Source organism: Mesorhizobium sp. M6A.T.Cr.TU.014.01.1.1, assembly GCF_004022765.1.
In the GTDB taxonomy this organism is placed as follows: domain Bacteria; phylum Pseudomonadota; class Alphaproteobacteria; order Rhizobiales; family Rhizobiaceae; genus Mesorhizobium; species Mesorhizobium mediterraneum.
In genome coordinates, this window is sequence record NZ_RZPG01000012.1 from 166663 (window position 1) to 189937 (window position 23275).

Below are 23275 nucleotides of genomic sequence, written 5' to 3' on the forward strand. Positions count from 1 at the left end.
GCATTGCGAAAGGAAGAGATATGGCGCGAGCACCGAATTACGGCCAAGAACGCAAGGAACGCGACCGGCAGAAGGCCGCCAAGAAGGCGGAAAAGCAGGCGGCCAAGGTCGCAGCCAAGGAACGTTCGAAGCCCGAGGACGAGACCACCTCCGAGACCGAAACGGAAACGGCGGAATAAACGGCGTCCGGCCCGCGAGGCGGATCGGATTTGGCCTAGGAATCCCGCTGCGTCTTCAGGCCGGCGCCTTGTCGCTGACGAAAACGTTCACTTCGCGCGCGGCGGCTATGAAGGCGCGCCTCGCGATCATGGCCGGTTTGTCGCCGGCCAATGCATCATGGCAGGCCTGCAGCGCTTCGCGATGCTTTGGACTGCGCTTGCCGGGCCAGTTGTTGAGGAGGTAATCGGAAGCCTCGCGGGCCGTACGCAAGAGCTGAGTGGTTCCCTCCGCGCCCGACTTGACGGTCACGGGTGTTTCAAATCGGTTGTTTTCCATCGCCGCTCTTACGCCATCGGCGCTCGCGAAGCGAGGGCGAAAGTGGTTGCCTCGGCAATCAGGCCGCGACTACGGCAAATCCCCTGGCGCGCAGGCCGCGCCGGTCATTGTGCAAAGATGTCACCAGCCGGTCGCGGCTGCCGACGATATGGGCCGAAAGCCGACGTGCTGCCTCATCGGCATCGCCAGTCCGAACCGCTGCCAGAATGGCATGGTGCTCGGCCCAGGCGCGGGCGAGTGCCGCCTCGTCGCGAACCTCCAGCCAGCGGGCGCGCGACAGGCGCGTCATGGCATCGCGGACCGCCCTGAACAGGAACTCGTTGCCGGACAGCCGTGCCAGCTCGATGTGAAAATCCATGCCGACGCGGTGCCATTCCTCGCGCGGGGTGCCGACGTCGCAGGAGTCCAGCATCGCCTCGATGACGTCGACGGCGGTCCTGTCCTCCAAGGCACAAGTCAGCCTGACGGCCGCGACCTCGACCGCCTCGCGGTAGACGGCGATCTGCTCGAGCTCGGCGAGGTTGATGGGCGACACGGTCCAGCCGCGCCCGTCGCGGCAGACCAGACCTTCCGTTTCGAGCCGCAGCAATGCTGCCCTGACCGGCGTGCGCGAGGCCCCGAAGCGGCTTTCGATCCAGCGTTCCGTCAGCCGCTCGCCCGGACCGACCTCGAGGCCGAGGATCATCTCGCGAAGCCCAATTTCGACATTCTGCATCTGCGACATTGCGGTTTCCGATTTCTGGCCGTTTTTGCTGGCGATCGGCTCGCCTACCATCGTTTGCCGGTCACGTTTGAGAGGGCCGCATTGACAGCGGCCGGGCTTGCGTCCATGACGGATACCAGTTTGGTATCCCAGATTGGTATCCGGAGCAAGTTTCATGGCTTGCCGGATAGGACATGACATGCCGCAAGATGCCACCCTCGCCGCGCAAGGCACCCACAACATCCACTGGCGCCGCAATCTCGCCGTGTGCTTTGCCGGCTCGTTCAGCACGCTTGTCGCCATGACGCTGCTGTTGCCTTTCTTGCCGCTCTATGTCGAGCAGCTGGGCGCCGAGGGGCATGCAGCTATCGTGCAGTGGTCCGGCGTGGCCTATGGCGCCACTTTCTTCGCCGCCGCGCTGGTGGCGCCGCTGTGGGGACGGCTGGGCGACCGCTACGGCCGCAAGCTGATGCTGGTCCGCGCCAGTTTCGGCATGGCCGTCTGCATGTCGCTGACCGGCATGGTGGAGACTGTCTGGCAGTTGGTGCTGCTGCGCCTGCTGATCGGCTTCGCCGGCGGCTATTCCTCGGGCTCGACCATCCTGGTGGCCATGCAGACGCCGAAGGACCGGTCCGGCTGGGCGCTCGGCGTGCTGTCGGCCGGCATCACCGCCGGCGCTCTCGTCGGTCCCCTGCTCGGTGGCGCGCTGCCGCCCATGATCGGCATCCGCGCCACCTTCCTGCTCGCCGGCGGCGTCATTTTCCTGGCGTTCCTGGCAACGACTTTTCTCATCAAGGAGAACCCTCGCCCGACAGCCGACAAGGCAGCTTCGACTGAGAAGGCGCAAGGCGGCTGGTCGCAAATCGAGGACAAGCGCCCCGTCGTCGCCATGCTGGCGACCGGCATGCTGTTGAGTTTCGCTACCATGTCGATCGAGCCGATCATCACGGTCTACGTCCAGCAGCTCATCGAGGACCAAAGCCTGCTAACGCTGATCTCCGGCGTCGTCATGTCGGCGGCGGCACTTGGCGCCATCCTGTCGGCCTCGCGCCTCGGCAAGCTCGCCGACCGCGTCGGCCACTGGAACGTCATCATTGGGGCGCTTGCCGTATCGGCGCTGCTGCTGATCCCGCAAGCCTTCGTCACGCAGGCCTGGCAGCTCGTCGGCCTGCGTTTCCTGATGGGGCTGGCGCTCGGTGGTCTCCTGCCCTGCATCACCAGCGTCATCCGCCACAATGTTCCGGACGGCGTCGGCGGCAATGTGCTCGGCCTATCGATCTCGGCGCAATATGTCGGACAGGTCGCCGGGCCGCTGCTCGGCGGCTTCGTCGGCGGTCATTTCGGCATGCGCGCGGTGTTTCTCGGCACGTCCGTGCTGATGGCGGGCGGAGCGGTGTATAACTGGCTGGTCCAGTCGCGCCGCGCGCGTGACATGCTGGTGCAGGCTGGAAAGTCGTGACACCGTTTGCGGGCCATCATTACTCCACGGAGACCAGAGACATGAGCACGGCCGAGCAACCAATAAGCGGCAGCGGCCGCATCCTCGTTTTCGTCGGCGGCCTGTGCGGCGCGGCCGGCGTGGCGCTGTCCGCGGCGGCGGCGCATTTAGGCGGCGCTTTCGTCGGCATGGTCGCGTCCTTCCTGCTCATGCATGCGCCGGTCTTTCTTGCAATCGGTCTCGTCGGCGCAAACCGTATCCTGCGAATCGCAAGCCTCATCCTTCTCGTCGGGCTTGTATTGTTCTGTAGCGATCTCCTCGCCCGGGACTTCCTCGGCTCGCGGCTTTTCCCGCTGTCGGCGCCGATCGGCGGCACCTTGCTCATCGGCGGCTGGCTGGCGATTGCGGCCTCGGCGCTGGTGCGCCCGCGCTCATGAGTCAGACGATGGCAAATCCTGCCGGCGTTCGGGCCGGACCGGCAGGTCGCGATCGCGTGCGGCCGGCTTGGTCAGGCGGCGCCGCTCCGGCCGATCCGTGGCCGGCGAGATGCCCCAATAGTTGCGATAGATATCTTCGAACAGGTGCTTGATCGGATGCATGGCAAGGCTCCCTTTTCCAATTTGAATCGATCCAATCGACAGGTACGAAAAAGCGCTGCCGATCAGCTCCGCTTGCGCTCCACGAGAAAACGCAGGTCGCGGATCCATGGGCTGGCGCTGCCGCGACGTGTCCTGGTCATCGCGTTCGAGGTGATGCTCCAGTCGTTGCGGTAGATGTCTTCGAACAGATAATTGACGGGGTGCATGGCACTCTCCTTCCTGAATCGATCCAATCGACGGTTAGCGCAACGTTTGGATCGATTCAAAAATATACCCGCCCGCACCAATGTCAAGCAAAAATTTGAATCGATCCAACAAAGGTGCTAGGTAGCTGCCTGGAGGCAAAAAAATGGTGTCATCCACCGAAGGCAATACAAGACCCATCCGGCTGGCCGACATAGCCAAGGCCGCCGGGGTTTCGCATGGCACCGCCTCCAACGTGTTCAGCCGTCCCGAGATCGTGCGCGAGGAAGTCCGCGAACGGGTCAAGGCAGCGGCCGAGGCGATGGGCTATGCGGGTCCGGATCCCAAGGGCCGGCTGCTGCGCGCCGGCAAGGTCAACGCGATCGGCGTCGCCACGACTGAACCGCTGTCCTATTTCTTCGACGATCCCTTTGCCCGCGCGATGATGGCCGGGATTTCCGAGGCATGTGACGCCACCGGTGCCGGCATCGCGCTGGTATCGGCGGGCAATGAGGAGAAGCTTGCCTGGAACATCCAGAGCGCGCTGGTCGACGGTTTTATCCTGTTCTGCATCGAGGGAGGTCCGCGCCTCGTCGAGCTGACACGCGAACGAAAGCTCCCCTTCGTCGCGCTCGAACTCGGCTCGGAGGATGACACGGTTTCCGCGATCGGCGTCGACAATGTCGCCGGCGCCCGCCTGGCAGCGCAGCATCTCGCCGAGCTTGGCCACCGGCGCTTCGCCGTTCTGGCGCTGCCTTTCGCCGACGACAGGACCGGTCTCGTCTCGCCGCAGCAGATCCGGACGGCCGCCTATACCGGCACACGCGATCGCCTCGTCGGCTATTTCGAGGCGCTTTCCCGGTTCGGCGTCGATACCGCCGGGATTCCGGTATACGAGACCGAAAACGACGAAGCCAGCACTAGGGCTGGCCTCGAGGCGATCTTCGCAGGCGGCGAGCCGCCGACCGCCATCCTGGCGATGTCGGACCGGATGGCCATGGTCGCGATCGAATGGCTGAGCGCGCGGGGCATCGCGGTTCCCGGCGACGTCTCGGTCATCGGCTTCGACGGCGTGCCTGAGGCGGCGCTTTGTGATCCTGCGCTCACCACGATCGCCCAGCCGATCGCCGAGATTGGCCGCCGGGCGGCACGAATGATCCTCGATTTCGACGGCACGGTGCGGCGCGAGACGCTCGGCGTCGAGCTTGTCGTCAGGGCATCTTCCGGACCGCCGCCCAAAACAGCTTGAGCCCGGACGCCTATCGATTAATGCCTGTCGCCATGGCTCCCACCCCGAAGGACGCATGGACTGGCGACGCCTCGCTGCGGACCGGCTTGCTCTTGCCGGACCGTCCAAGGCCCGACAGCCATTCGAGATAATAGGCGAGCGCGAACTGCAGGGCGATGCCTGCGGCGATCAGCAAGCTGTCATAGGCAAACCCGCCGGGGTTGATCAGCTTCATCACCTGCGTCGCCATGGCGAGAACCGTGCCGGCGATGAAAACCGGCAGCGATCGTTTGCCCAATATGGCGAGCGGATGGTCGCGGCTGGTGCGGAACAGGTTCGAGACGGAAGGAAACGCCACGATCAGGTAGGTTACCGCCAGGATGTGCAGCAGCCTCGGCAGCGACAGGAACGTCTTGTCGAAGCCGGTCAGCACCACGGGCAGGTTCAGCCACGACACCTGCCCCCATAGCGGGCTGTGCACCCAGACCAATGCCGCCGCGACATAGACCGCCGAAGCGCCGACCAGCCAGCGATTGACCGGAATGGTGCCGCCGCGCCTGATATGCAGCATGCTCGCCAGGCCGATGTTGAAGAGGAACTGCCACGACAGCGGATTGAGGAACCAAAAGCCGGGCTCGGGATAATTCGGCGGGGCGATCTGGTAGATCCCAGCAACCAGCCACAGAGTTCCGGATACGGCGAGCGCCGCCAAAGGCCTGTGGCTGATGAACAGCAGGAAGATTGGCGCCATCAGCAGCAGCACCGCATAGACCGGCAGGATGTTGTTGTAGCCGAGCTGATGGCCAAGCGTGGCGATGCCGATCAGCGCTTGCTGCGGGTTCCTGATCAATGGCTCGATGTTGATCAGCGTCAGCATGTCCGGCCGCTTGGCGAACACCGCCGCCGCGCAGAAGATCGCCATCACCGCCATCGTCGTGACGATGTGGGCGACATAGAGCACGCCGGCGCGGCGCCACAATTTCAGTGTCGCCATGAGCCGGTTTCCGGGCTCGAATTTTGAGCCGTAGGCAAGCGCGACGGACATGCCGGAGATCAGCACGAAGGCCTCCGCGGCATCCGAAAAGCCGAAATTCTTGTAGGTCAGGGTTTCGAAAACCGTCCCCGGGACATGGTCGACAAATATGATCAGCAGAGCGAGAGCGCGGAACACGTCAATACGCGTATCGCGCTCCTGGATACGCGTATCCGGGATACGCATATCCCGGATACGCTTAGCGCGATCCGGTGAATTTGGCACGGTCATCGATAAAAGGCCTCAAAGCTGGTTGTTCATGCCGGCAATCGATGCGACCGCCGGACGCACCGCTTCGATTCCTCCCGCAGGAGCATATCGGCGAAGAAACGGACTGAAATGCGCCCGGTTCAATCAACTTTGAAGGAGCCCGAAAATATTCCGTTTTGAAGCCGGCAAATGAACAAAACCATCACGAAATCAAAGGGATGAACTATGGTGGAAAAACCTCCGGAAGATGGCATTTTGCGGCATGATCTGGGCTTTTTCTACCGGCTCTATCGACCTGTTGATTCGAGCGGCGAATGCCTTTTCCTGCTGCATGGATCCGGTGTCGACGAGACGACGCTGGTGGCGCTGGCGCGGCAAATCGCACCGCGCGCCGTGCTGCTGGCGGTCCGTGGCCGCATCGCCCAGGAGAACGGTTTCCGCTGGTTCGCGAGGGTCACGCCGACGCGCTTCGAACAGGAGTGCATCCGCACAGAGGCGGACGCTTTCGCGGGCTTCGTCACCGAGGCCGCGAAGCGCCACGGTCTCGATCTCTCCCGAACGATTTTTCTCGGCTATTCGAACGGCGCCAATCTGGTTTCGAGCGTGATGCTGCTGCATTCCGGCCTCATCGAACGGGCAGCATTGCTGCGCCCGATGCCGGTGCTCGACGACGTTCCACCAGCCGACTTGTCCAAAGCGCGCGTGCTGATCATCGCAGGTGCCGCCGACCTGACCTACGCGCCCTTCGCGCCGGCGTTGGTCGCATTGCTCGAATCACATGGTGCCGAGGTCGAGGCCCGCACCATCGCCTCCGGCCATGAAATCGGCGATCGGGATGCTGAAATCGTCAGGCAATGGCTGGCGGGCCCGGCAATCGCCGTCGCGCAGGCGAACTGATGAGCCGTGGTTTTACGCTCGCCCCATGCGGTTCCAGGCATCCAGCCCGGCGATCTTGTAGGCTTCGGCCAGCGTCGGATAGTTGAACGTGTTGTTGACGAAGAAATCGACGGTGCCACCGAGATTGATCACCGCCTGGCCAATGTGAATGAGTTCGGTCGCGCCCTCGCCGACGATATGCGCGCCGAGCAACCGGCGTGTTTCGATCGAGAACAGAAGCTTCAGGAAGCCGGTGGTCACGCCCATGATATGGCCGCGCGAGGTTTCGCGGAAGCGCGCCACGCCGACCTCATACGCGCCGCCGCTCTCGCGCACCTGCTCCTCGGACTGGCCGACCGTCGAGATTTCCGGCACGGCGTAGATGCCGTAGGGAAAGGTTTCCGGCGGCGGCGGCAAGGGCACGCCGAAGGCATGGCAGGCGGCCACCCTGCCCTGTTCCATAGAGGTGGAGGCGAGGCTCGGAAAGCCGATGACGTCGCCGGCGGCATAGATGTTCGGCACGCTGGTCCGGAAGGTCTGCGGATCGACCTTGATGCGGCCCCGGGAGTCGGACTCGATGCCGACCACGTCCAGGCCGAGCGCGCCGACATTGCCGGTGCGCCCCGCGGCATAGAGCACCATCTCCGAGCGTATGGTGCGGCCGTCGGCAAGCGTCACCTCGGCGTAGTCGGGTTTCGAGGCGATCTCCTTGATCGCACTGCCCAGCCGGATGGTCATGCCGCGGTCGCGCATCTGATGGATGAAGTCGTCGACGATCTCGCGGTCGACGAAATCGAGGATGGTGTTGCGCGGCTCGACCAGCGTCACCGGCACGTCGAGCGCCGAAAAGATCGTCGCGTACTCGACGCCGATGACGCCGGCGCCGATCACCGTGAGCGTGCGCGGCAGGCGCTCGAGCTCCAGCATCTCGTCGCTGTCGAAGATACGGGTCTTGTCGAAGGGCACGTCGCGCGGCCGGTGCGGGCGGGTGCCGACTGCGATCAGCGCATGCGCAAAACCGACTTCGCTATAGTCGCCGGTTTCCGTCGTCAGGCTCGCTCTGTTGGGACCGAGGAATTTGACCCCGGCGCGTGCGCTCTTGACCGTATTGCGCATGAATTGGTGCTGCAGCACCTCGACTTCATGATCGAGTGTCTTGTGCAGGCGTTCGATCAGGTCGCCGACCGAAATGTCCTGCTTGACCCGGTAGCCGCGCCCGTAGAAGCCGCGCTCGCGCCAACCGGAGAGGTTGAGCACAGTTTCCCGCAGCGTCTTCGACGGGATGGTGCCGGTGTGCACGGAAACACCGCCAAGACGCCGTCCCCTGTCGACCACCAGAACGGATTTGCCAAGCTTGGCCGACTGCACCGCGGCACGGCGCCCGGAAGGGCCGCTGCCAATGACCAGCATGTCATAATCCATGTCGCCCCGTCCCTCGCCCGCCGATATGTTGCGCCGCAGCAAACTAACGCCATCCGCGCGGCAAATTCAACCGATCCAAGCTAAAGCGCTCGCGTTCGAACGGATTCATGCGACGCGCTTTAAGCCCTTGTTTCTATGCATGTCGTTATCGCAAACCGCTGCGCACTTTTTGCGCGACATGCATTAGGTTCGGCGCTGCTTCCGGTCGCAGGCTGAAAACGGCTCGATCTTGATTCCGTCGCGAGACTTCACCATTTCAACACCAGGCGGCCCGCACCCTATCCCGGGCCTGATTACGAGGAAATGACATGAACGCGCGCGTTCTCGACGGCGAAATCATCACCACCAGGCTCGATGATATCAGGGCCTATGACGGCGTGCGCACGCGGCGTGTACTCGCCTTCATCATCGACTATTGCATCGTCGCGCTGCTCACCATTCCGTTCGCGATCCTGGTGTTCTTCCTCGGGATCTTGACGCTCGGCCTCGGTTGGATGCTGTTTTCCGTCCTCGTGCCGGCCGTCGCCATCCTCTACATCTGGAACACGCTCGGCAGCACCGACCAGGCCACGACAGGCATGAAGATGATGGGTATCCGGCTCGACCGCCTCGACGGCACCCGCATCGACGGGCTGACGGCCGTGGTGCATTCGGTGCTGTTTTGGGCCGGCAACGTTATCCTGACGCCGCTGGTCCTCCTGGTGTCGCTGTTTGCCGACCGCAAGCGCACGCTGCACGACCTGCTGTTGGGCACGGTGGTCAGCCGCAGTGACCGCTGAGGACAGCTTTCGCGAGTCTCCCGCGAGCGTTTATGTGCAAAGTGAAGGCGTCCGCTCGGCGCGCTTTCACAATCCTGTTGAATTTTTCGCTGCGCGCGCCAAAGGTATGATGATTCGCAGGAGTGTTTCCAAGGTTCGATGACGCAGCATCCAACCCAGTCGCCACAGTTCTTCCTGACCGCGCCGTCGCCGTGCCCGTATCTTGAGGGCCAGTTCGAGCGCAAGGTGTTCACGCATCTGGTCGGCGACAAGGCGTCGGAGATGAACGACCTGTTGACGCAAGGCGGCTTCCGGCGATCGCAGAACATCGCCTACCGGCCGGCCTGCGAGACCTGCCGTGCCTGCGTTTCGGTGCGCATCCTGGCCCAGGAATTCACCGCCAGCCGCAACATGAGGCGGGTGATACAGCACAATTCAGACCTCATCGGCGCCATGCACGACGCGCAACCATCCACCGAGCAGTATTCGCTGTTCCGCAGCTATCTCGATGCCCGCCATCGCCGCGGCGGCATGTCCGACATGACGGTGCTCGACTACGCCATGATGGTCGAGGACACCCATGTCGACACCAAGGTCATCGAGTACCGGCGCCGCGGCCCCGACAGCTTTATTACCGGCAAGGGCCAGGGCGAGCTGATCGCGGTAGCGCTCACCGACAAGATGGCCGACGGCCTGTCGATGGTCTATTCCTACTTCAATCCCGACTTCGAGGACCGCTCGCTCGGCACCTTCATGATCCTCGATCACATCGCCCGCGCCAGGGCGATGGGCTTGCCCCATGTCTATCTCGGCTACTGGGTCAACGGCTCGCGCAAGATGAACTATAAGATGCGCTTCACGCCGCAGGAGCATCTCGGCCCCAAAGGCTGGGAACGCTACGACCACGAAGCGGTTTCGCGCTGATCCGCCCTTCCGCCAATCATCCTTAAAACTGTTCAAGGAGGATGCTGCTGGTTTTCGGCCGCTTGGCTGGAAGGACAGACGCTGGGCCAATTTTGCGCCTGCCTCCACATTCATTGCGAGAATTGCCGCATGTCGTCCCACAACGATCACCAGAAGGGCCTTCTCATCACCGCCATTGGCGGCCTGACGCTGACCGTCGACATTCCACTGATCCGCCTGGCCGACGGCGGCGCATGGACGATCCTCCTGCTGCGCACCGGCACCACCTTGGTCGCGGCGCTGGTCATCTGGGCTGTCTGGCGCTCGCTGAGCCGGAACGCGCCGCAGCTCATCCCCGGCTGGTCGGGGCTCGTTGTCGCAATATGCTACGGACTGACCTCGGTCACCTTCGTCACCAGCATCTATTACACCACGACCGCCAATCTGGTCTTCATCCTGGCCTTCAACACCGTGTTCGCGGCACTGCTGTCCTGGGTGTTTCTGAAGGAGCGGCCGCGACTGGTCACCGTGGTCGCGATGCTGGTCATGATCCTCGGCGTCGCGATCATCGTCGGCGATTCGATCGGCACCGGGCACCTGTTCGGCGATCTCATGGCACTGTGCTCGGCTTTCTTCATCGCCCTGGCCATCACCATCTCGCGCGCCAGCGGCAAGGACATGGGGTTCACATCGCTGATCGGCGTGATCCTGCCCCTGGCCGTCGCGGTGTTCATGGTCTCAGGCGAAGGCCTTCAGGTGAACGCGCCGTGGTGGATCATCTTCAACGGCGCCGTCATCATGCCGATCTCGTTCTTCTGCCTCGCCAACGGACCGAAATATGTTTCGGGACCGGAGGTGGCGATGTTCTATCTGCTTGAAACCGTGCTGGCGCCGGTCTGGATGTGGATGATCTTTGCCGAAGCGCCGTCGCGCAACAGCCTGATCGGCGGCGCGATCCTCATCGTCACGCTGGTCGCCCATTCGCTATGGCAGCTGCATGAGGGGCGCAGGCGCCGCGCCACCCTTGCGGTCAGTCACCCGGCCTGACTCTTCCTCGCGGCGGCGTGCTCCGCGACGATATCGATCTGCGGCGGAGCGCCTTCCAGGTCGTCCGGTGCTGCGGGGGCAAGCTCGTCGGCCAATTCCACCTCGCGCAGCCATTCGCGCCAGATCGCGACCAGCAATGCCATCAGCACCGGACCGATGAACAGGCCGAGAAAGCCCATCGTCTTGACGCCGCCGATCAGGCCGAAAAAGGTCGGCAGGAACGGCAGCTTTATCGGGCCGCCGACCAGTTTCGGGCGCAATGTCTTGTCGACGATGAACAGTTCGACGCTCCCCCAGATGAACAGCGCCAACCCGGCCATCGGCGAGCCGCTGGCGGCGAGATAGATCGAAACAAGCGTGAAGGACAGCGGTGCGCCGCCGGGGATCAGCGCCATGATGCCGGTCAACGCGCCGAGCGTCACCGGCGACGGCACGCCGGCCAGCCAGTAGGCCACGCCCAGCACCACCCCCTCGCCGATGGCGATAATGGTCATGCCGGTCACCGTCGAGGAAATCGTCGCCGGCACGACGCGTGAAATCCGCTCCCACCTGGTCGGCAGGATGCGTTCGCCGAGACGGTCGACCTGCCCAGCGAAATGCTCGCCGTCGCGATAGGCGAAGAACAGCGCGATCATCATGAACAGCAGCGCCAGTAGAAGGCCGAAGGCGCTGCCGCCGGCGGCCAGCACCCCGCGGTAGATGCTGCCGATGTTGGCGCCGCTGATCAGCTGGATCAGTTCGCCGATGCCGCCGGGATGGCCGAGATTGCGCGTCCACTGCTCGTTCAGCCACTCGCCCACTACAGGCAGCGTGGCGATCCAGTGCGGCGTCACCGCGCCTTCGCGGTTGGTCTCGATCGCCCAGCCGACCCATTCGCGGACTTCGTTGGTGGCGTAGGCGCCGGCGAACGCGATCGGCACCACCAGGAAGGTGAGGATGAACAGGATCGCCAATGTCGCGGCGATCGTGCGGTTGCCGCCGACACCAGCGAGCAACCGCCGATAGAGCGGCCAACTGGCAAAGGCAATGACAAGCGCGGCCAGTACCGGGACCAGGAAACCATGAAAGAAATAGACCCCGGCAGCGACGATCAGCACCAGGAGCCAGCGCGCCGCCGACAGCGGCGGAATGACGGCGGATCTGAGCGGCGTCGACAGGCCAAACAGGCGCTGCTGGCCTTCCGGTTTCCGAATTCTAGCTTCCTTCAAATGCCCATTTCTCCCAAACGGCTCATGTAGCGATACTTATGCACTGACATAGTGCAGCAATCGTGACGACATTCCAAATGTCTAGATATCTCCCCCCTTGAGGGGGAGATGGCCGGCAGGCCAGAGGGGGTCGCCGCGCATAAAGCGCCGGCGTCCTCAGTCCACAATAAGAGGTCGCGTCAGGACGTGCCGACCCCCTCTGTCGCCTTCGGCGACATCTCCCCCTCGAGGGGGGAGATTAGCAGCTACCCGAATTTCCCCGTCCTCGGGAATCCCTTCGGCACCATGCGTCCGGCCGAGGCTCGAGCACCGATCCATTCGATCAGCTCTTCACGCGACTTGACGAAGGTGCGGTCGGCCGAATCCTGCCAGGAGAGACCGCTTTCGAGCGTGAAGGTCTTGAGGTCGAGGACGCCGCCATCCTTGTATTTCTGCAGGCGGACGCCCTTGCCGCGACCCATCTCAGGGATCTCGGCGAGCGGGAAGACCAGCATCTTGCGGTTCTCGCCGACGATGGCGAGATGGTCGCCGGCGACGGTCACGCAACGCTGGGCCTCGTCGGGCGCCTTGACGTTCATCACCTGCTTGCCCTTGCGGGTGTTGGCGACGACCTCTTCTTCCGACACGATGAAGCCATTGGCGTCATGCGACACCAAGAGCAGCTTGCGCTTGGGATCATGGACAAAGGCGGTGACGATGTCCTGGTCGTTGTCCATGTCGACGATGATGCGGATCGGTTCGCCATGGCCGCGCCCACCCGGCAGCCGGTCGGCGCCGATCGTGTAGAACTTGCCGCCGGTGGTGAAGACCAGCACCTTGTCGGTGGTCTGGGCGTGGAAGGCGAGCTTGAGGCTGTCGCCCTCCTTGAAGGTCAGCAACGAATGGTCGGTCAGGTGACCTTTCATCGCCCTGAGCCAGCCCTTTTCCGAAACGACCACGGTGACCGGCTCGCGCTCGATCATGGCATGGGCGATGTCGGTCAGGTCATGTTCGGGCGCGTCGGCGAACTGGGTCCGGCGCTTGCCGAGCTCGGTCTCCGGTCCAAATTTCTCGCGGATGCTGGAGACTTCCCACTTGATCGTCGACCACTGCCTGGCGTCGGACGCAAGCAGCGCCTCGATCTGCTTCTTCTCGGTGGTGAGGCCGTCGAATTCCTTGCGGATCTCGAATTCCTCGAGCTTGCGCAGGGCCCTGAGCCGCATGTTGAGGATGGCTTCGGCCTGGTTGTCGGTAAGCGACCAGCGCGCCATCATCACTTGCTTGGGTTCGTCCTCCTCGCGGATGATCCTGATCACCTCGTCGATGTTGAGATAGGCGATCAGATAGCCGGCGAGTATCTCCAGCCGCCTTTCGATCTCGCCGAGGCGATGCCTGGAGCGGCGGATCAGCACCTCGCGGCGGTGATCCAGCCATTCCTTGAGCACGCCCTTCAGCGACAGCACGTTGGGTATCTTGCCGCGCGACAGGACGTTCATGTTGAGCGGAAAGCGGCTTTCAAGCTCGGTCAGCTTGAACAGCGATTCCATCAGGATGCCGGGATCGACCGAACGGCTCTTCGGCACCAGCACGACGCGGACGTCTTCGGCGCTCTCGTCGCGGATGTCCTCGAGCAGCGGCAATTTGCGCGCCATCAAAAGCTCGGCGATCTTTTCGATCAGCCGCGCCTTCTGGACGCCGTAGGGGATTTCCGTGACGACGATGCTCCAGGTGCCCCTGCCCTGGTCCTCCTGGCTCCATTTCGCCCTGACGCGGAAACCACCGCGACCGGTTTCGTAGGCTTCGAGGATCGAGGCACGGCTGTCGACGATGATGCCACCGGTCGGGAAATCCGGTCCTTGAACGAAGTCCATCAGCGTCGTCACCAGCGCATCGGGATGCTCGATCAGATGAAGCGCGGCGTCGCAGAGCTCGGCGGCATTGTGCGGCGGGATCGAAGTCGCCATGCCGACTGCAATTCCGGACGAGCCGTTGGCCAGCAGGTTCGGAAAGGCGCCGGGCAGCACGACCGGCTCCTCGTCCTCCTCATTGTAGGTCGGCCGGTAGTCGACCGCATCCTCGGTGATGCCGAACAGCAGCTCGGTCGCCACATCGGTCATGCGCGCTTCGGTGTAGCGCATGGCGGCGGCGTTATCGCCGTCGATATTGCCGAAATTGCCCTGGCCGTCGACCAGGGGATAGCGCATCGAGAAATCCTGCGCCAGCCGCACCAGCGCGTCGTAGATCGACTGGTCGCCATGCGGATGGAACTTGCCCATCACCTCGCCGACGATGCGGGCGCATTTGGCGAAGCCCTGGTCGGGGTTGAGCCTGAGCAGCCGCATGGCATGCATGATGCGGCGATGGACCGGCTTCAGCCCATCGCGCACATCCGGCAGCGCCCGGTGCATGATGGTCGACAGCGCATAGGCGAGATAGCGCTCTTCCAGCGCTTTCTTCAGATCGACCGGCTCGATGTTGTCGCCACCGCCATCGCCAGGCGGTAAAAGCCTTTTTCCCATGGGCTGGGACTAGCCGAGCGGGTGATTCGCGGCAAGAGGCGCTTGGATGTGAGGCGCCTTCTGCAACACGAACTGAACGCACTCCAGCAACGACCAACATCAATTGGTTACATCCCGCCTCTATGGCAAGCGCGATGGATCGGGGGCGCGATGGATCGGATTTGCCTTTCGCCATGGTTTTCGACCATTGTGCGGGAGAACGCCTTTTTCCCGTCCAGTTCGTCACGGAAGGGTGACGGCGCAAAGAATTGAAAATAATCTCAGGACACGCTCAGGGAACCGCGATGACGATCAGACGCTCGACACTCAACAAGCTCGCTTTTTCGACCTTCCTGCTGACGCTGCCGCTGAACGCGGCCTTCGCGCAGGATGCTGCGGTCGCCGACCGGCTGAAGGCAGCTCTCGCCGCCCAGGGCGTCGACATCTCATGGACCGGGGTGACGGGCGATGCCTCCAGCATGGTGCTGCAAGGCGTCGCCGTCAAACCGGCGGCCGAAAAGGAAGCGCTCAAGCTTGGCGACGTCACGCTTGAAGGCGTGACCGAAGCCAATGGCGGTTATGAAATCGAAACGGTCTCGACTGCGGCGTTCCAGCACAGCGAGGACGGCGTCACGCTCAACCTCAGCCCGTTCATCATCCACGACATGACGGTTCCGGCCGACGGCACCACGGGCCCGCTGGGCTCGCTGATGATGTACAAATCGGCAGAGCTCGACAACATGACTGTCAAGGTTGCCGACAAGACCGCCTTCTCGATGGACGGGCTTGCCATCGAGATCACGCCGCCGGCCGACGGCAAGGCGATGGAATTTTCCGGCACGACGGAGAAGTTCAATGCCGACCTGACGCTGATCGAGGATCCGAAGTCCAAGGACGTGATCAACGCGCTCGGTTACCAGAACATCACCGGAAACCTTGAAATGGCGGGCACCTGGCAGCCTTCGGACGGCAAGATGGAGCTGTCGAAATACGACATCTCCGTCGACAATGCCGGAACGCTCGGCATGACCTTCGGTCTCGGCGGCTACACGCTTGACGTCATCAAATCGCTGCAGGAGGCGCAGAAGAAGATGGCGGCCCAGCCCGAAGGCGCCGACAATTCGGCGCAAGGCATGGCCATGCTCGGCGTCTTGCAGCAGCTTTCGTTCAACAGCGCTTCGATCCGCTTCGACGACGATTCGCTGACCAACAAGGTGCTGGACTATGTCGGCAAGCAGCAAGGCATGTCCGGCAAGGATATCGCTAACCAGGCCAAGGCGATCGTGCCTTTCGGCATGGCACAGCTCAATAATCCGGAATTGACGGCGCAGGTGTCGGCTGCAGTCGGCAAATATCTCGACGATCCGCAGAGCCTCGAAATCTTGGCCGAGCCGCCGGCGGCGGTGCCGTTCGCGCTGATCATGGCAGGCGCCATGTCCAACCCGGTGGATCTGACGAAGACGCTTGGCGTGACGTTCAAGGCGAACGAGGACTGACCGAAGCGGTCCCTTGAAGCGAAAAGCCCGGCGCGATGCCGGGCTTTTTTGTGAATCAACAGAATCGGTTGCGGGAGGTTCTTAAACCTCTTTCTTGGTCACCGCGACGCGTAGCGACAATTCGCGAAGCTGCTGCGGGCTGGCTTCCGCCGGCGCGCTCATCAACAGGTCATAGGCCTGCTGGTTCATCGGGAACATGGTCACTTCGCGCAGGTTCTTGGCGCCGACCAGCAGCATGACGACGCGATCGATGCCGGCCGCCATGCCGCCATGCGGCGGCGCGCCATACTGGAAGGCACGATAGAGGCCGCCGAAGCGCTCCTCGACCGTGTCGCGATCCAGCCCGACGATCTCAAACGCCTTGACCATGGTCTCCGGCAAATGGTTGCGGATGCCGCCGGAGGCGATCTCGAAACCATTGCAGACCATGTCATACTGGAACGCCTTGATGCCGAGCAGATCCTCGCCGTTGAGCGCATCGATGCCGCCTTGCGGCATGGAAAACGGATTGTGGGCGAAATCGATCTTTTTCTCGTCCTCGTTCCATTCGTAGAACGGAAAGTCGACGATCCAGCACAATTCGAAACGGTCGCGGTCGACAAGGTTCAGCTCCTCGCCGGCGCGGGTGCGTGCCGCCCCCGCGAACGAGACGAACTTTTTCGGGTCGCCGGCGACGAAGAAGGCGGCGTCGCCCGCTCCGAGTCCGAGTTGCTTGCGGATTGCCTCTGTTCGTTCTTGACCAATGTTTTTGGCCAACGGGCCTGCACCTTCGTACCCAAACGGGTTGTCTTTGCGCCATTGCTCAATTTTCGCAGCCGCTTGAGCAAATTTGGCATTTTCAACTGCGTCTCCCCTATCATCAAACTGCTCGTATCCGAGGTCTTCGAGAGACGGTTGGCCACGCCAGAAGATGTAGCCGAGGCCCGGCTGGCCCTCGCCCTGCGCCCAGGAATTCATGCGGTCGCAGAAGGCGCGCGAGCCGCCGGTCTTGGCCGGAATGGCCCAGACTTCGGCCTTCGGGTCGTTGGCGAGGATGTTGGCGAATACCTTGAAGCCGGAATCGCGGAAATGATCGGAGACGGCCTGCATCTCGATCGGGTTGCGCAGGTCCGGCTTGTCGGTGCCGTATTTGCGCATGGCGACGTCATAGGCGATGCGCGGAAATTCCTGCGTCACCGGCTTGCCGGCGGCAAAGGCCTCGAACACGCCGCGCATGACCGGCTCCATGGTCGCCAGGATATCGTCCTGCTCGACGAAGCTCATCTCCAGGTCGAGCTGATAGAATTCGCCCGGCAGGCGGTCGGCGCGCGGGTCCTCGTCGCGGAAGCAGGGCGCGATCTGGAAATAACGGTCGAAGCCCGACACCATGATCAATTGCTTGTATATCTGCGGCGCCTGCGGCAGCGCGTAGAAAGTGCCGGGATGGATGCGCGACGGCACCAGGAAGTCGCGCGCCCCTTCGGGCGACGAAGCGGTCAGGATCGGTGTCGAGAATTCGGTGAAGCCGACCTCGCCCATGCGTTTGCGCATCTCGGCAATGATTTTCGTGCGCGCCACGATGTTCTTGTGCAGCGTGTCGCGACGCAGGTCGAGGAAGCGGTATTTGAGGCGGATGTCCTCGGGATAGTCCGGCTCGCCGAACACCGGCAGCGGCAGTTCCTTGGCCGCAGACAGCACTTCGATCTCGCGCGCGAAAACCTCGATCTCGCCGGTCGGCAAATTGGCGTTGGCGGTCTCTGCCAGACGCGCCTTGACCTCGCCGTCGACGCGGACGACCCATTCGCCGCGCACGGTCTCGGCAATCTTGAAGGCCGGCGAATCCGGGTCGGCGACGATCTGGGTCAGGCCATAGTGGTCGCGCAAATCGATGAAGAGGAGGCCGCCATGGTCGCGAACGCGATGCACCCAGCCCGACAGGCGAACCGAAGAGCCGACGTCGCTCTTCCTCAACTGGGCACAGGTATGGCTGCGGTAACGATGCATTGTCATTGGTAAGTCCGGATGTTGATTGCGGCCAAGGCATGATGGCCTGGCCCGAAAATTTGCGCGAAAAGCACATGAGAGGCCGCCTTTGTCAAGGCAGACGGCGAACGGGCAGCATCTCAGGTTGGACTTCGGCTTTCGCCCTACGCGATCATCGCTCGGAATAAGCTGCGATCCAACATCGACCGCCCATGGCGGTCAGCGGGTGAAGCGCGCACTATCGCCAGGCGTAGCAACCCCACACACAACAGCGGGATCGCGACGAAGCCCGCATGATTCCACCATTCGCCGGGACGGTAAGTTCGAGGCTGATACGAGTTCATAGATGTGCGTCGCATGCAGATCGCGAAACACACTGACGATCATGCGAGCGTTGATGTGGTTGCCGAGCCCTCGGCCCCTCTGCGATTGCGCGACCGCAACCAGTCCACCCCACGCATATCGGTGATAGGTGCTGTAGGAATTGTGAGCCAAGTAGCCATGCGCGGTTGCCGCGACGGTACCCGTCTTGTCGCCCACCACTACTGTCGTCGCCGGTCCCAGCGTTCCGGCCAGCAGCGACCCCGAAAATGGCACTACGCCCGACGCCGCCATGAACGCCTGGATGAGGGCCGTATACTCATCATCCGGCTCGGTCGGCTTGTCTTGATCGAGAAGTCCGTCGGGCAGTCCCTGATCGATAATTGCCTCCGACGCCGCCAGGGCACTTGCCTGGTCGGCCAAGAAAACGTCCCAGGTATCGAAGCGGAAGCCCCCTTTGGCCAATCTCGACTTGAGCTCATCCGCCTTGCTTGCCGGTATCATACGAAAGCCGCAGATGCCGTCGCGATTGAGGATCTTGTCGATCAGCTCCCACCCGAACCGGTCGGGATCATCGCACCCCATAGTGCGCCCGGTCTGGCACGCGCCGGGGGTCACATTGATGAAGTCGACACTCGCCTCAGCCTGAGCTTGCAGGCGTTGCTGAACCTCTGTGCCGAAATAGCCTGACATGGGAAGCCCCCTGTGACGTGCCCGATGGAGTATAGCAAGCACGATAGAATACAGCCAAGCTGGTTCCCGCTGGAACCAGCCCGGCTCCTTCAGGGTATGGCGCGGCGCGCAGGAGGGATTTTCGGCATCGCCCGTTCCGAAGCGGACTACGCGCCGCGGCTGACGGAAGGCGACTGCTATCTTCTGCTTTGATCGTGATTAGGGTGATCAAGCCGTGTACAATGGCCGTCCATTGATGGGAGGACTACCATGCGCATTCGCACATTGATTGTCCTGATGACACTGCTTGTCGGCACTTGCACATTTGCGCACGCTCAGCAGACAAAGCCGATGTCAATCGAGGTGTTTCCTTTCGAATTGGAGGACAAGAGCGCTGGGGCGGGGATAATTCCCCCGGCTGAACACGATAAGCGCTATCTGTCCGAGTCGGCACAAATGGCGAAGGACATGCTCTCCAAGTCTGGGCGTTTTACAATCGTTGATGTGCCAGCGAGGGATGAGCAGGCGGGTGCGCCGCACGGCTTGCGCAACTGCGGGGGCTGTGAAGGTAAAATTGCCAAAGAGCACGGCGCGTCTCTTGCCTTGCTAGGCGTCGTGACGCGCGTCAACCGAACAGAGCATACTATGTTCATTCGCATCCTCGACGCTGAAACCGGGAAACCTGTTTTGCAGGGCTTTACCGATCTTCGCATGGGTCCGAACTACGCGTGGCCTCGCTCCGTCAAATGGCTGATGACAAACAGAATCTTGCGGTAGGGCGCACGCCGGCTGCGGGTCGACCTGCGGTGGTCGTTCGCCATCGATGGGCCAAGCATCGCAGCGGCGCGAAGCAAACTTCGATTTGGCTTTACCCTCGTCTTTGGGCCTGCCGATGAAAGATGAGGAGCGGAAGTGCGATGGCGAAAAACATGACGGCAAACTGAATCGCCAGCCTGCCGATGGACGAATTGAGGTCGGCCATCATCACAGTAAAAAATGTTGCCGCGAGAAAGGCGAGGATGAGATGAAATGCTCGCCTTGGATGCGGCCGCATAGGTCCGAAAGTCGGGCCTAGGGAATGCGTGGTTGACTGGTGACATATCCTAAGTCTCCATATCTTCCGCATGCGGGCACGAAACCTTACAAATTCAGAGTTGCATTGGCAAGGAAGTAGCAAGCGGAAATCCGCAACCAGGCCGTGCGCATTGCGCGACGGGGCGCGGGTTGCGGAGACGGCTTTTGGGCAAGTGGTTTTTGCGATTGCCTGTCGAAAGGGGGACTGCCCAGTGCGCCATCGGGAGCGCGAAAGACCGACCCTAAGCCAAAATTCTAATTGAGATACTGATTGCCGGGGCTGGCCCGCTAACTGCCGGGAATTGCCGCTGGCATTGACCGGGGCGATGGTCCAAGAAGGATCAACGACAGGCCTTCCTTCATGTCCTCCATGCGCCCGCTGATCCCGCTCCTTATTGCCGCCGGCATCCTGCTCGGCGGCAACGGCCTGCAGAGCACCTTGATCGCGCTGCGCGGTGCGCAGGAGGGATTTTCGGCCTCGACCATCGGCCTGATGGGCACGTTCTATTTCGCCGGCTTCCTGCTTGGCTGCCTCGCCGTCACCCACATCATGAAGGCCGTCGGCCACGTGCGCGCCTTTTCGGCGCTGGCGGCGATCGCTTCGGCGGGAACACTGCTTTTGGTGCTGGTCGTCGATCCGGTCATGTGGTGCGCGGTGCGCTTTGCCGGCGGGTTCTGCTTCGCCGGCCTGTTCACTATCATGGAAGCCTGGCTCAATTCCGGGGTCGCCAATAGGGACCGCGCTCGGGTGCTGGCCATCTACCGGATGGTCGACATCGGTTCGGTCACAGGCGCACAGTTCCTGATCCCGATCTTCGGCGCCGGCGGTTTCGCCATCTTCGCCATCATGTCGATCATGATCACGCTCTCGCTGGTGCCGGTGTCGCTCGGCGACCGCTCCAACCCGACTCCGCCGGAAGACGTCAAGCTCGACCTGGCCCGCGTCTGGCGGATTTCGCCGCTCGGCTGCTTCGGCTGCATCGCCGTCGGTGTCACCAACAGCGCCTTTCGCACATTGTCGCCGGTTTATGCCGAACAGATCGGCATGTCGGTCACCGACGTCGTCACCTTCGTCAGCGTCGGCATTTTCGGCGGCGCCATCATCCAGTACCCGCTCGGCTATCTGTCCGACCGCTGGGACCGGCGTTCCGTGCTGCTGATGACGACGTGCTGCGCGCTGCTTGCATCGCTGGCGCTGGTGTTCTGGGCGCGCAGCGACCCGTCCCTCAACTTCGTGATCGTCTTCATCTTCGGCTGCTTCGCCATGCCGCTCTACTCGCTATCGGCGGCGCACTCCAACGACCGCGCCGACAAGGGCGAGTTCGTGCTGATCAACGCGGCGCTGATGCTGTTCTATTCCTTCGGCGCCATTGGCGGGCCGTTTGCCGCCTCGACGGCGATGCAGTATTTCGGGCCAAGCGCGCTGTTCGTGTTCACGGCGACCGTCTACGCCATCTTTGTCGTCGTCATCCTGTACCGGATGCAGGTGCGGTCCGGCGTGCCGGCCGGCCATCGCAGCCGTTTCATCGGGCTTTTGCGCACATCGACGGTCTTCGCCCGGCTGGCCAAACGCAACGATGATTCCGATGGGCCTGGGAAGCAATGATGACGGCCCATATGTCTTGAACCCGGGGCTGCCGCTTGACGAAAGCCCGCGCGGCTGAAATTGAAGGAGACCTTACCCTTTTGCCAAAAGCGATTTGATGCACGTCATCACCACCCAAGAAGAACTTGAGACCGCTGTTGCCGCGTTCGAAAAGTCGGATTTCGTCACCGTCGACACCGAATTCATTCGCGAGACGACCTTTTGGCCGATCCTCTGCCTGATCCAGATGGCGGCGCCCGGCGTGACGGCGCTGATCGATCCGCTGTCACCCGACATCGACCTGAAGCCGTTCTTCCGGCTGATGGCTAACGAAGCCGTCGTCAAAGTCTTCCATGCGGCGCGCCAGGACATCGAAATCATCGTTCATCTCGGCGATCTGGTCCCGCATCCGGTGTTCGACACCCAGGTGGCGGCGATGGTTTGCGGCTTCGGCGACAGCGTCTCCTATGACCAGCTCGTCCAGAAGATAACCGGCGCTCGGCTCGACAAGTCCTCGCGTTTCACTGACTGGCGCCACCGGCCGCTTTCCGAGAAGCAGCTCGACTACGCGCTTGCCGACGTCACCCATTTGATCGAGGTCTACCAGCACCTCAGCGCCGAGCTGGTGCGCGAGAACCGCGCCCATTGGCTGAACGAGGAGATGGAAGTTCTGACCGCGCGCGAGACCTACGATCCGCACCCGGAGGACGCCTGGAAACGGCTGAAGATGCGGCTGCGCAAGCCGCAGGAGCTGGCGATCGTGCAAGCGGTGGCCGCATGGCGCGAGCGCGAGGCGCGCGAACGCGACGTGCCGCGCGGCCGGGTGCTCAAGGACGACGCCATCTACGAGGTGGCGCAGCAGGCGCCGCGCGATGCGGCAGCACTCGCCAAGCTGCGCACCACGCCGAAAGGCTGGGAACGCTCGGTGACGGCAACGGCGCTGCTTGGCGCGGTCAACACCGCGCTTGCCTTGCCCAGGGAAGACATGCCGAAGCTGCCGAAGAGTTTTCAGCCGCCCGAAGGCTCCAATGCCGCCGCGGAACTGTTGAAAGTGCTGTTGCGGATCGTCGCTGAAAAGGAGGGCGTCGCTTCGAAGGTGCTGGCCTCCAGCGACGACATCGACCGCATCGCCGCCGAGGGCGAGGCCGCCGACGTGCCGGCCTTGCAAGGCTGGCGGCGCGCCGTGTTCGGCGAGGCCGCGCTCAAACTGGTGCGCGGCGAGATCGCGATCAAGTTCGACAAGCGCAAGATCGCGCTGTTCGATTTGTAGCGTCTGCCACATCCTTCTCCCCTTGTGGGAGAAGGTGGATCGGCGCGTAGCGCCGAGACGGATGAGGGGTGCTGGAAGAAACGCCGCGTTAAAATATCGAATGATTTCAAGCTATCACGACTTGAAAGTCGCGATCCTTCCAACACCCCTCATCCGACCGAGCTTCGCTCGGCCACCTTCTCCCACCAGGAGGGCTTTGCACGGGGAGCGAAGTGGATTTCGGTGGTCAGTGAGGGCCTTTTTGAAGGCCGGCAGAGCGGTTTTCCGCGGCCCTTGCGGGGCCTTTGTCGGTTTAGGCAGCCATCCTGCCGGATT

At 62.6% G+C, this 23275-nt stretch carries 22 protein-coding genes; 12 read left to right on the forward strand and 10 right to left on the reverse strand.

The window, feature by feature from the left end; translation table 11 throughout:
* The first annotated feature begins 20 nt into the window (after positions 1–20).
* Positions 21–179, forward strand: a complete 159-nt coding sequence (locus tag EN885_RS16015) for a hypothetical protein (RefSeq protein WP_023798419.1) — start codon at positions 21–23, stop codon at positions 177–179.
* A gap of 55 nt (positions 180–234) precedes the next feature.
* On the opposite strand, the gene EN885_RS16020 is transcribed toward EN885_RS16015, so the two are convergent.
* Together EN885_RS16020 and EN885_RS16025 are read right to left on the reverse strand one after the other, a co-directional pair.
* The gene (locus tag EN885_RS16020; protein ID WP_095485747.1) at positions 235–495 is read right to left on the reverse strand and encodes a DUF982 domain-containing protein; all 261 of its coding nucleotides are present in this window, start codon (positions 493–495) and stop codon (positions 235–237) included.
* Positions 496–553: 58 nt separating this feature from the next.
* Positions 554–1219: a GntR family transcriptional regulator gene (locus EN885_RS16025; RefSeq protein ID WP_128242161.1), complete on the reverse strand. Its 666-nt coding sequence runs from the start codon at positions 1217–1219 to the stop codon at positions 554–556.
* Positions 1220–1397: 178 nt separating this feature from the next.
* On the opposite strand from EN885_RS16025, the gene EN885_RS16030 reads away from it, so the two are divergent.
* Both EN885_RS16030 and EN885_RS16035 read left to right on the forward strand, forming a co-directional pair.
* A complete protein-coding gene (locus tag EN885_RS16030; RefSeq protein ID WP_128242162.1) occupies positions 1398–2657 on the forward strand; it encodes a multidrug efflux MFS transporter in 1260 nt (419 codons plus the stop codon).
* Between the two features lie 41 nt (positions 2658–2698).
* On the forward strand, positions 2699–3073 hold the full coding sequence (locus EN885_RS16035; RefSeq protein WP_128242163.1) for a DUF423 domain-containing protein: 375 nt from the start codon (positions 2699–2701) through the stop codon (positions 3071–3073).
* On the opposite strand, the gene EN885_RS33605 is transcribed toward EN885_RS16035, so the two are convergent.
* Both EN885_RS33605 and EN885_RS16040 read right to left on the reverse strand, forming a co-directional pair.
* Positions 3068–3235: a hypothetical protein gene (locus tag EN885_RS33605; protein ID WP_164897856.1), complete on the reverse strand. Its 168-nt coding sequence runs from the start codon at positions 3233–3235 to the stop codon at positions 3068–3070. The two genes, EN885_RS16035 and EN885_RS33605, sit on opposite strands and share 6 nt — an antisense overlap.
* A 62-nt stretch (positions 3236–3297) precedes the next feature.
* Positions 3298–3441: a hypothetical protein gene (locus EN885_RS16040; RefSeq protein WP_128242164.1), complete on the reverse strand. Its 144-nt coding sequence runs from the start codon at positions 3439–3441 to the stop codon at positions 3298–3300.
* Positions 3442–3584: 143 nt separating this feature from the next.
* On the opposite strand from EN885_RS16040, the gene EN885_RS16045 reads away from it, so the two are divergent.
* Positions 3585–4667 carry a LacI family DNA-binding transcriptional regulator gene (locus EN885_RS16045; protein ID WP_128242165.1) on the forward strand — a complete coding sequence of 361 codons (1083 nt, stop codon included), beginning with the start codon at positions 3585–3587 and terminating at the stop codon, positions 4665–4667.
* Positions 4668–4677: 10 nt separating this feature from the next.
* On the opposite strand, the gene EN885_RS16050 is transcribed toward EN885_RS16045, so the two are convergent.
* Positions 4678–5910 carry an OpgC family protein gene (locus tag EN885_RS16050; protein ID WP_128242166.1) on the reverse strand — a complete coding sequence of 411 codons (1233 nt, stop codon included), beginning with the start codon at positions 5908–5910 and terminating at the stop codon, positions 4678–4680.
* 204 nt (positions 5911–6114) lie between these two features.
* Here EN885_RS16050 and EN885_RS16055 point away from each other — a divergent pair, with 204 nt between their 5' ends.
* A complete protein-coding gene (locus tag EN885_RS16055; RefSeq protein ID WP_128242167.1) occupies positions 6115–6786 on the forward strand; it encodes an alpha/beta hydrolase in 672 nt (223 codons plus the stop codon).
* 12 nt (positions 6787–6798) lie between these two features.
* Here EN885_RS16055 and sthA read toward each other — a convergent pair whose 3' ends face one another.
* Positions 6799–8187 (reverse strand): Si-specific NAD(P)(+) transhydrogenase, encoded by a 1389-nt coding sequence (gene sthA, locus EN885_RS16060; RefSeq protein ID WP_127206314.1) that lies wholly within the window; start codon positions 8185–8187, stop codon positions 6799–6801.
* Between the two features lie 308 nt (positions 8188–8495).
* On the opposite strand from sthA, the gene EN885_RS16065 reads away from it, so the two are divergent.
* From EN885_RS16065 to EN885_RS16075, 3 genes are all read left to right on the forward strand, one after another.
* The gene (locus EN885_RS16065) at positions 8496–8966 is read left to right on the forward strand and encodes an RDD family protein (protein ID WP_095485738.1); all 471 of its coding nucleotides are present in this window, start codon (positions 8496–8498) and stop codon (positions 8964–8966) included.
* Between the two features lie 138 nt (positions 8967–9104).
* Complete coding sequence (locus EN885_RS16070) at positions 9105–9869, forward strand: arginyltransferase (protein ID WP_128242168.1); 765 nt, start codon at positions 9105–9107, stop codon at positions 9867–9869.
* 129 nt (positions 9870–9998) lie between these two features.
* Entirely contained in the window at positions 9999–10895 is an 897-nt protein-coding gene (locus tag EN885_RS16075) for a DMT family transporter (protein WP_095485736.1), read from the forward strand.
* On the opposite strand, the gene EN885_RS16080 is transcribed toward EN885_RS16075, so the two are convergent.
* Together EN885_RS16080 and parC are read right to left on the reverse strand one after the other, a co-directional pair.
* The gene (locus tag EN885_RS16080; RefSeq protein WP_128242169.1) at positions 10883–12103 is read right to left on the reverse strand and encodes an AI-2E family transporter; all 1221 of its coding nucleotides are present in this window, start codon (positions 12101–12103) and stop codon (positions 10883–10885) included. The two genes, EN885_RS16075 and EN885_RS16080, sit on opposite strands and share 13 nt — an antisense overlap.
* A gap of 245 nt (positions 12104–12348) precedes the next feature.
* The gene (gene parC, locus EN885_RS16085; protein WP_128242170.1) at positions 12349–14601 is read right to left on the reverse strand and encodes a DNA topoisomerase IV subunit A; all 2253 of its coding nucleotides are present in this window, start codon (positions 14599–14601) and stop codon (positions 12349–12351) included.
* Positions 14602–14885: 284 nt separating this feature from the next.
* Here parC and EN885_RS16090 point away from each other — a divergent pair, with 284 nt between their 5' ends.
* Positions 14886–16076 carry a hypothetical protein gene (locus tag EN885_RS16090; protein ID WP_128242171.1) on the forward strand — a complete coding sequence of 397 codons (1191 nt, stop codon included), beginning with the start codon at positions 14886–14888 and terminating at the stop codon, positions 16074–16076.
* A gap of 81 nt (positions 16077–16157) precedes the next feature.
* Here the strand turns inward: EN885_RS16090 and aspS are convergent, their stop codons facing one another.
* Positions 16158–18059, reverse strand: a complete 1902-nt coding sequence (gene aspS, locus EN885_RS16095) for an aspartate--tRNA ligase (protein ID WP_164897858.1) — start codon at positions 18057–18059, stop codon at positions 16158–16160.
* Positions 18060–18257: 198 nt separating this feature from the next.
* Positions 18258–19052 (reverse strand): GNAT family N-acetyltransferase, encoded by a 795-nt coding sequence (locus tag EN885_RS16100; protein ID WP_128242173.1) that lies wholly within the window; start codon positions 19050–19052, stop codon positions 18258–18260.
* 249 nt (positions 19053–19301) lie between these two features.
* Here EN885_RS16100 and EN885_RS16105 point away from each other — a divergent pair, with 249 nt between their 5' ends.
* The 3 genes from EN885_RS16105 to rnd all read left to right on the forward strand — a co-directional run bounded on the left by EN885_RS16105 (position 19302) and on the right by rnd (position 22960).
* Positions 19302–19808: a DUF3280 domain-containing protein gene (locus EN885_RS16105; RefSeq protein ID WP_128242174.1), complete on the forward strand. Its 507-nt coding sequence runs from the start codon at positions 19302–19304 to the stop codon at positions 19806–19808.
* A 658-nt stretch (positions 19809–20466) separates the two neighbouring features.
* Positions 20467–21711 (forward strand): MFS transporter, encoded by a 1245-nt coding sequence (locus EN885_RS16110; RefSeq protein ID WP_128242175.1) that lies wholly within the window; start codon positions 20467–20469, stop codon positions 21709–21711.
* 97 nt (positions 21712–21808) lie between these two features.
* A complete protein-coding gene (rnd, locus tag EN885_RS16115; protein ID WP_095485728.1) occupies positions 21809–22960 on the forward strand; it encodes a ribonuclease D in 1152 nt (383 codons plus the stop codon).
* The last annotated feature ends 315 nt before the right edge of the window (positions 22961–23275 follow it).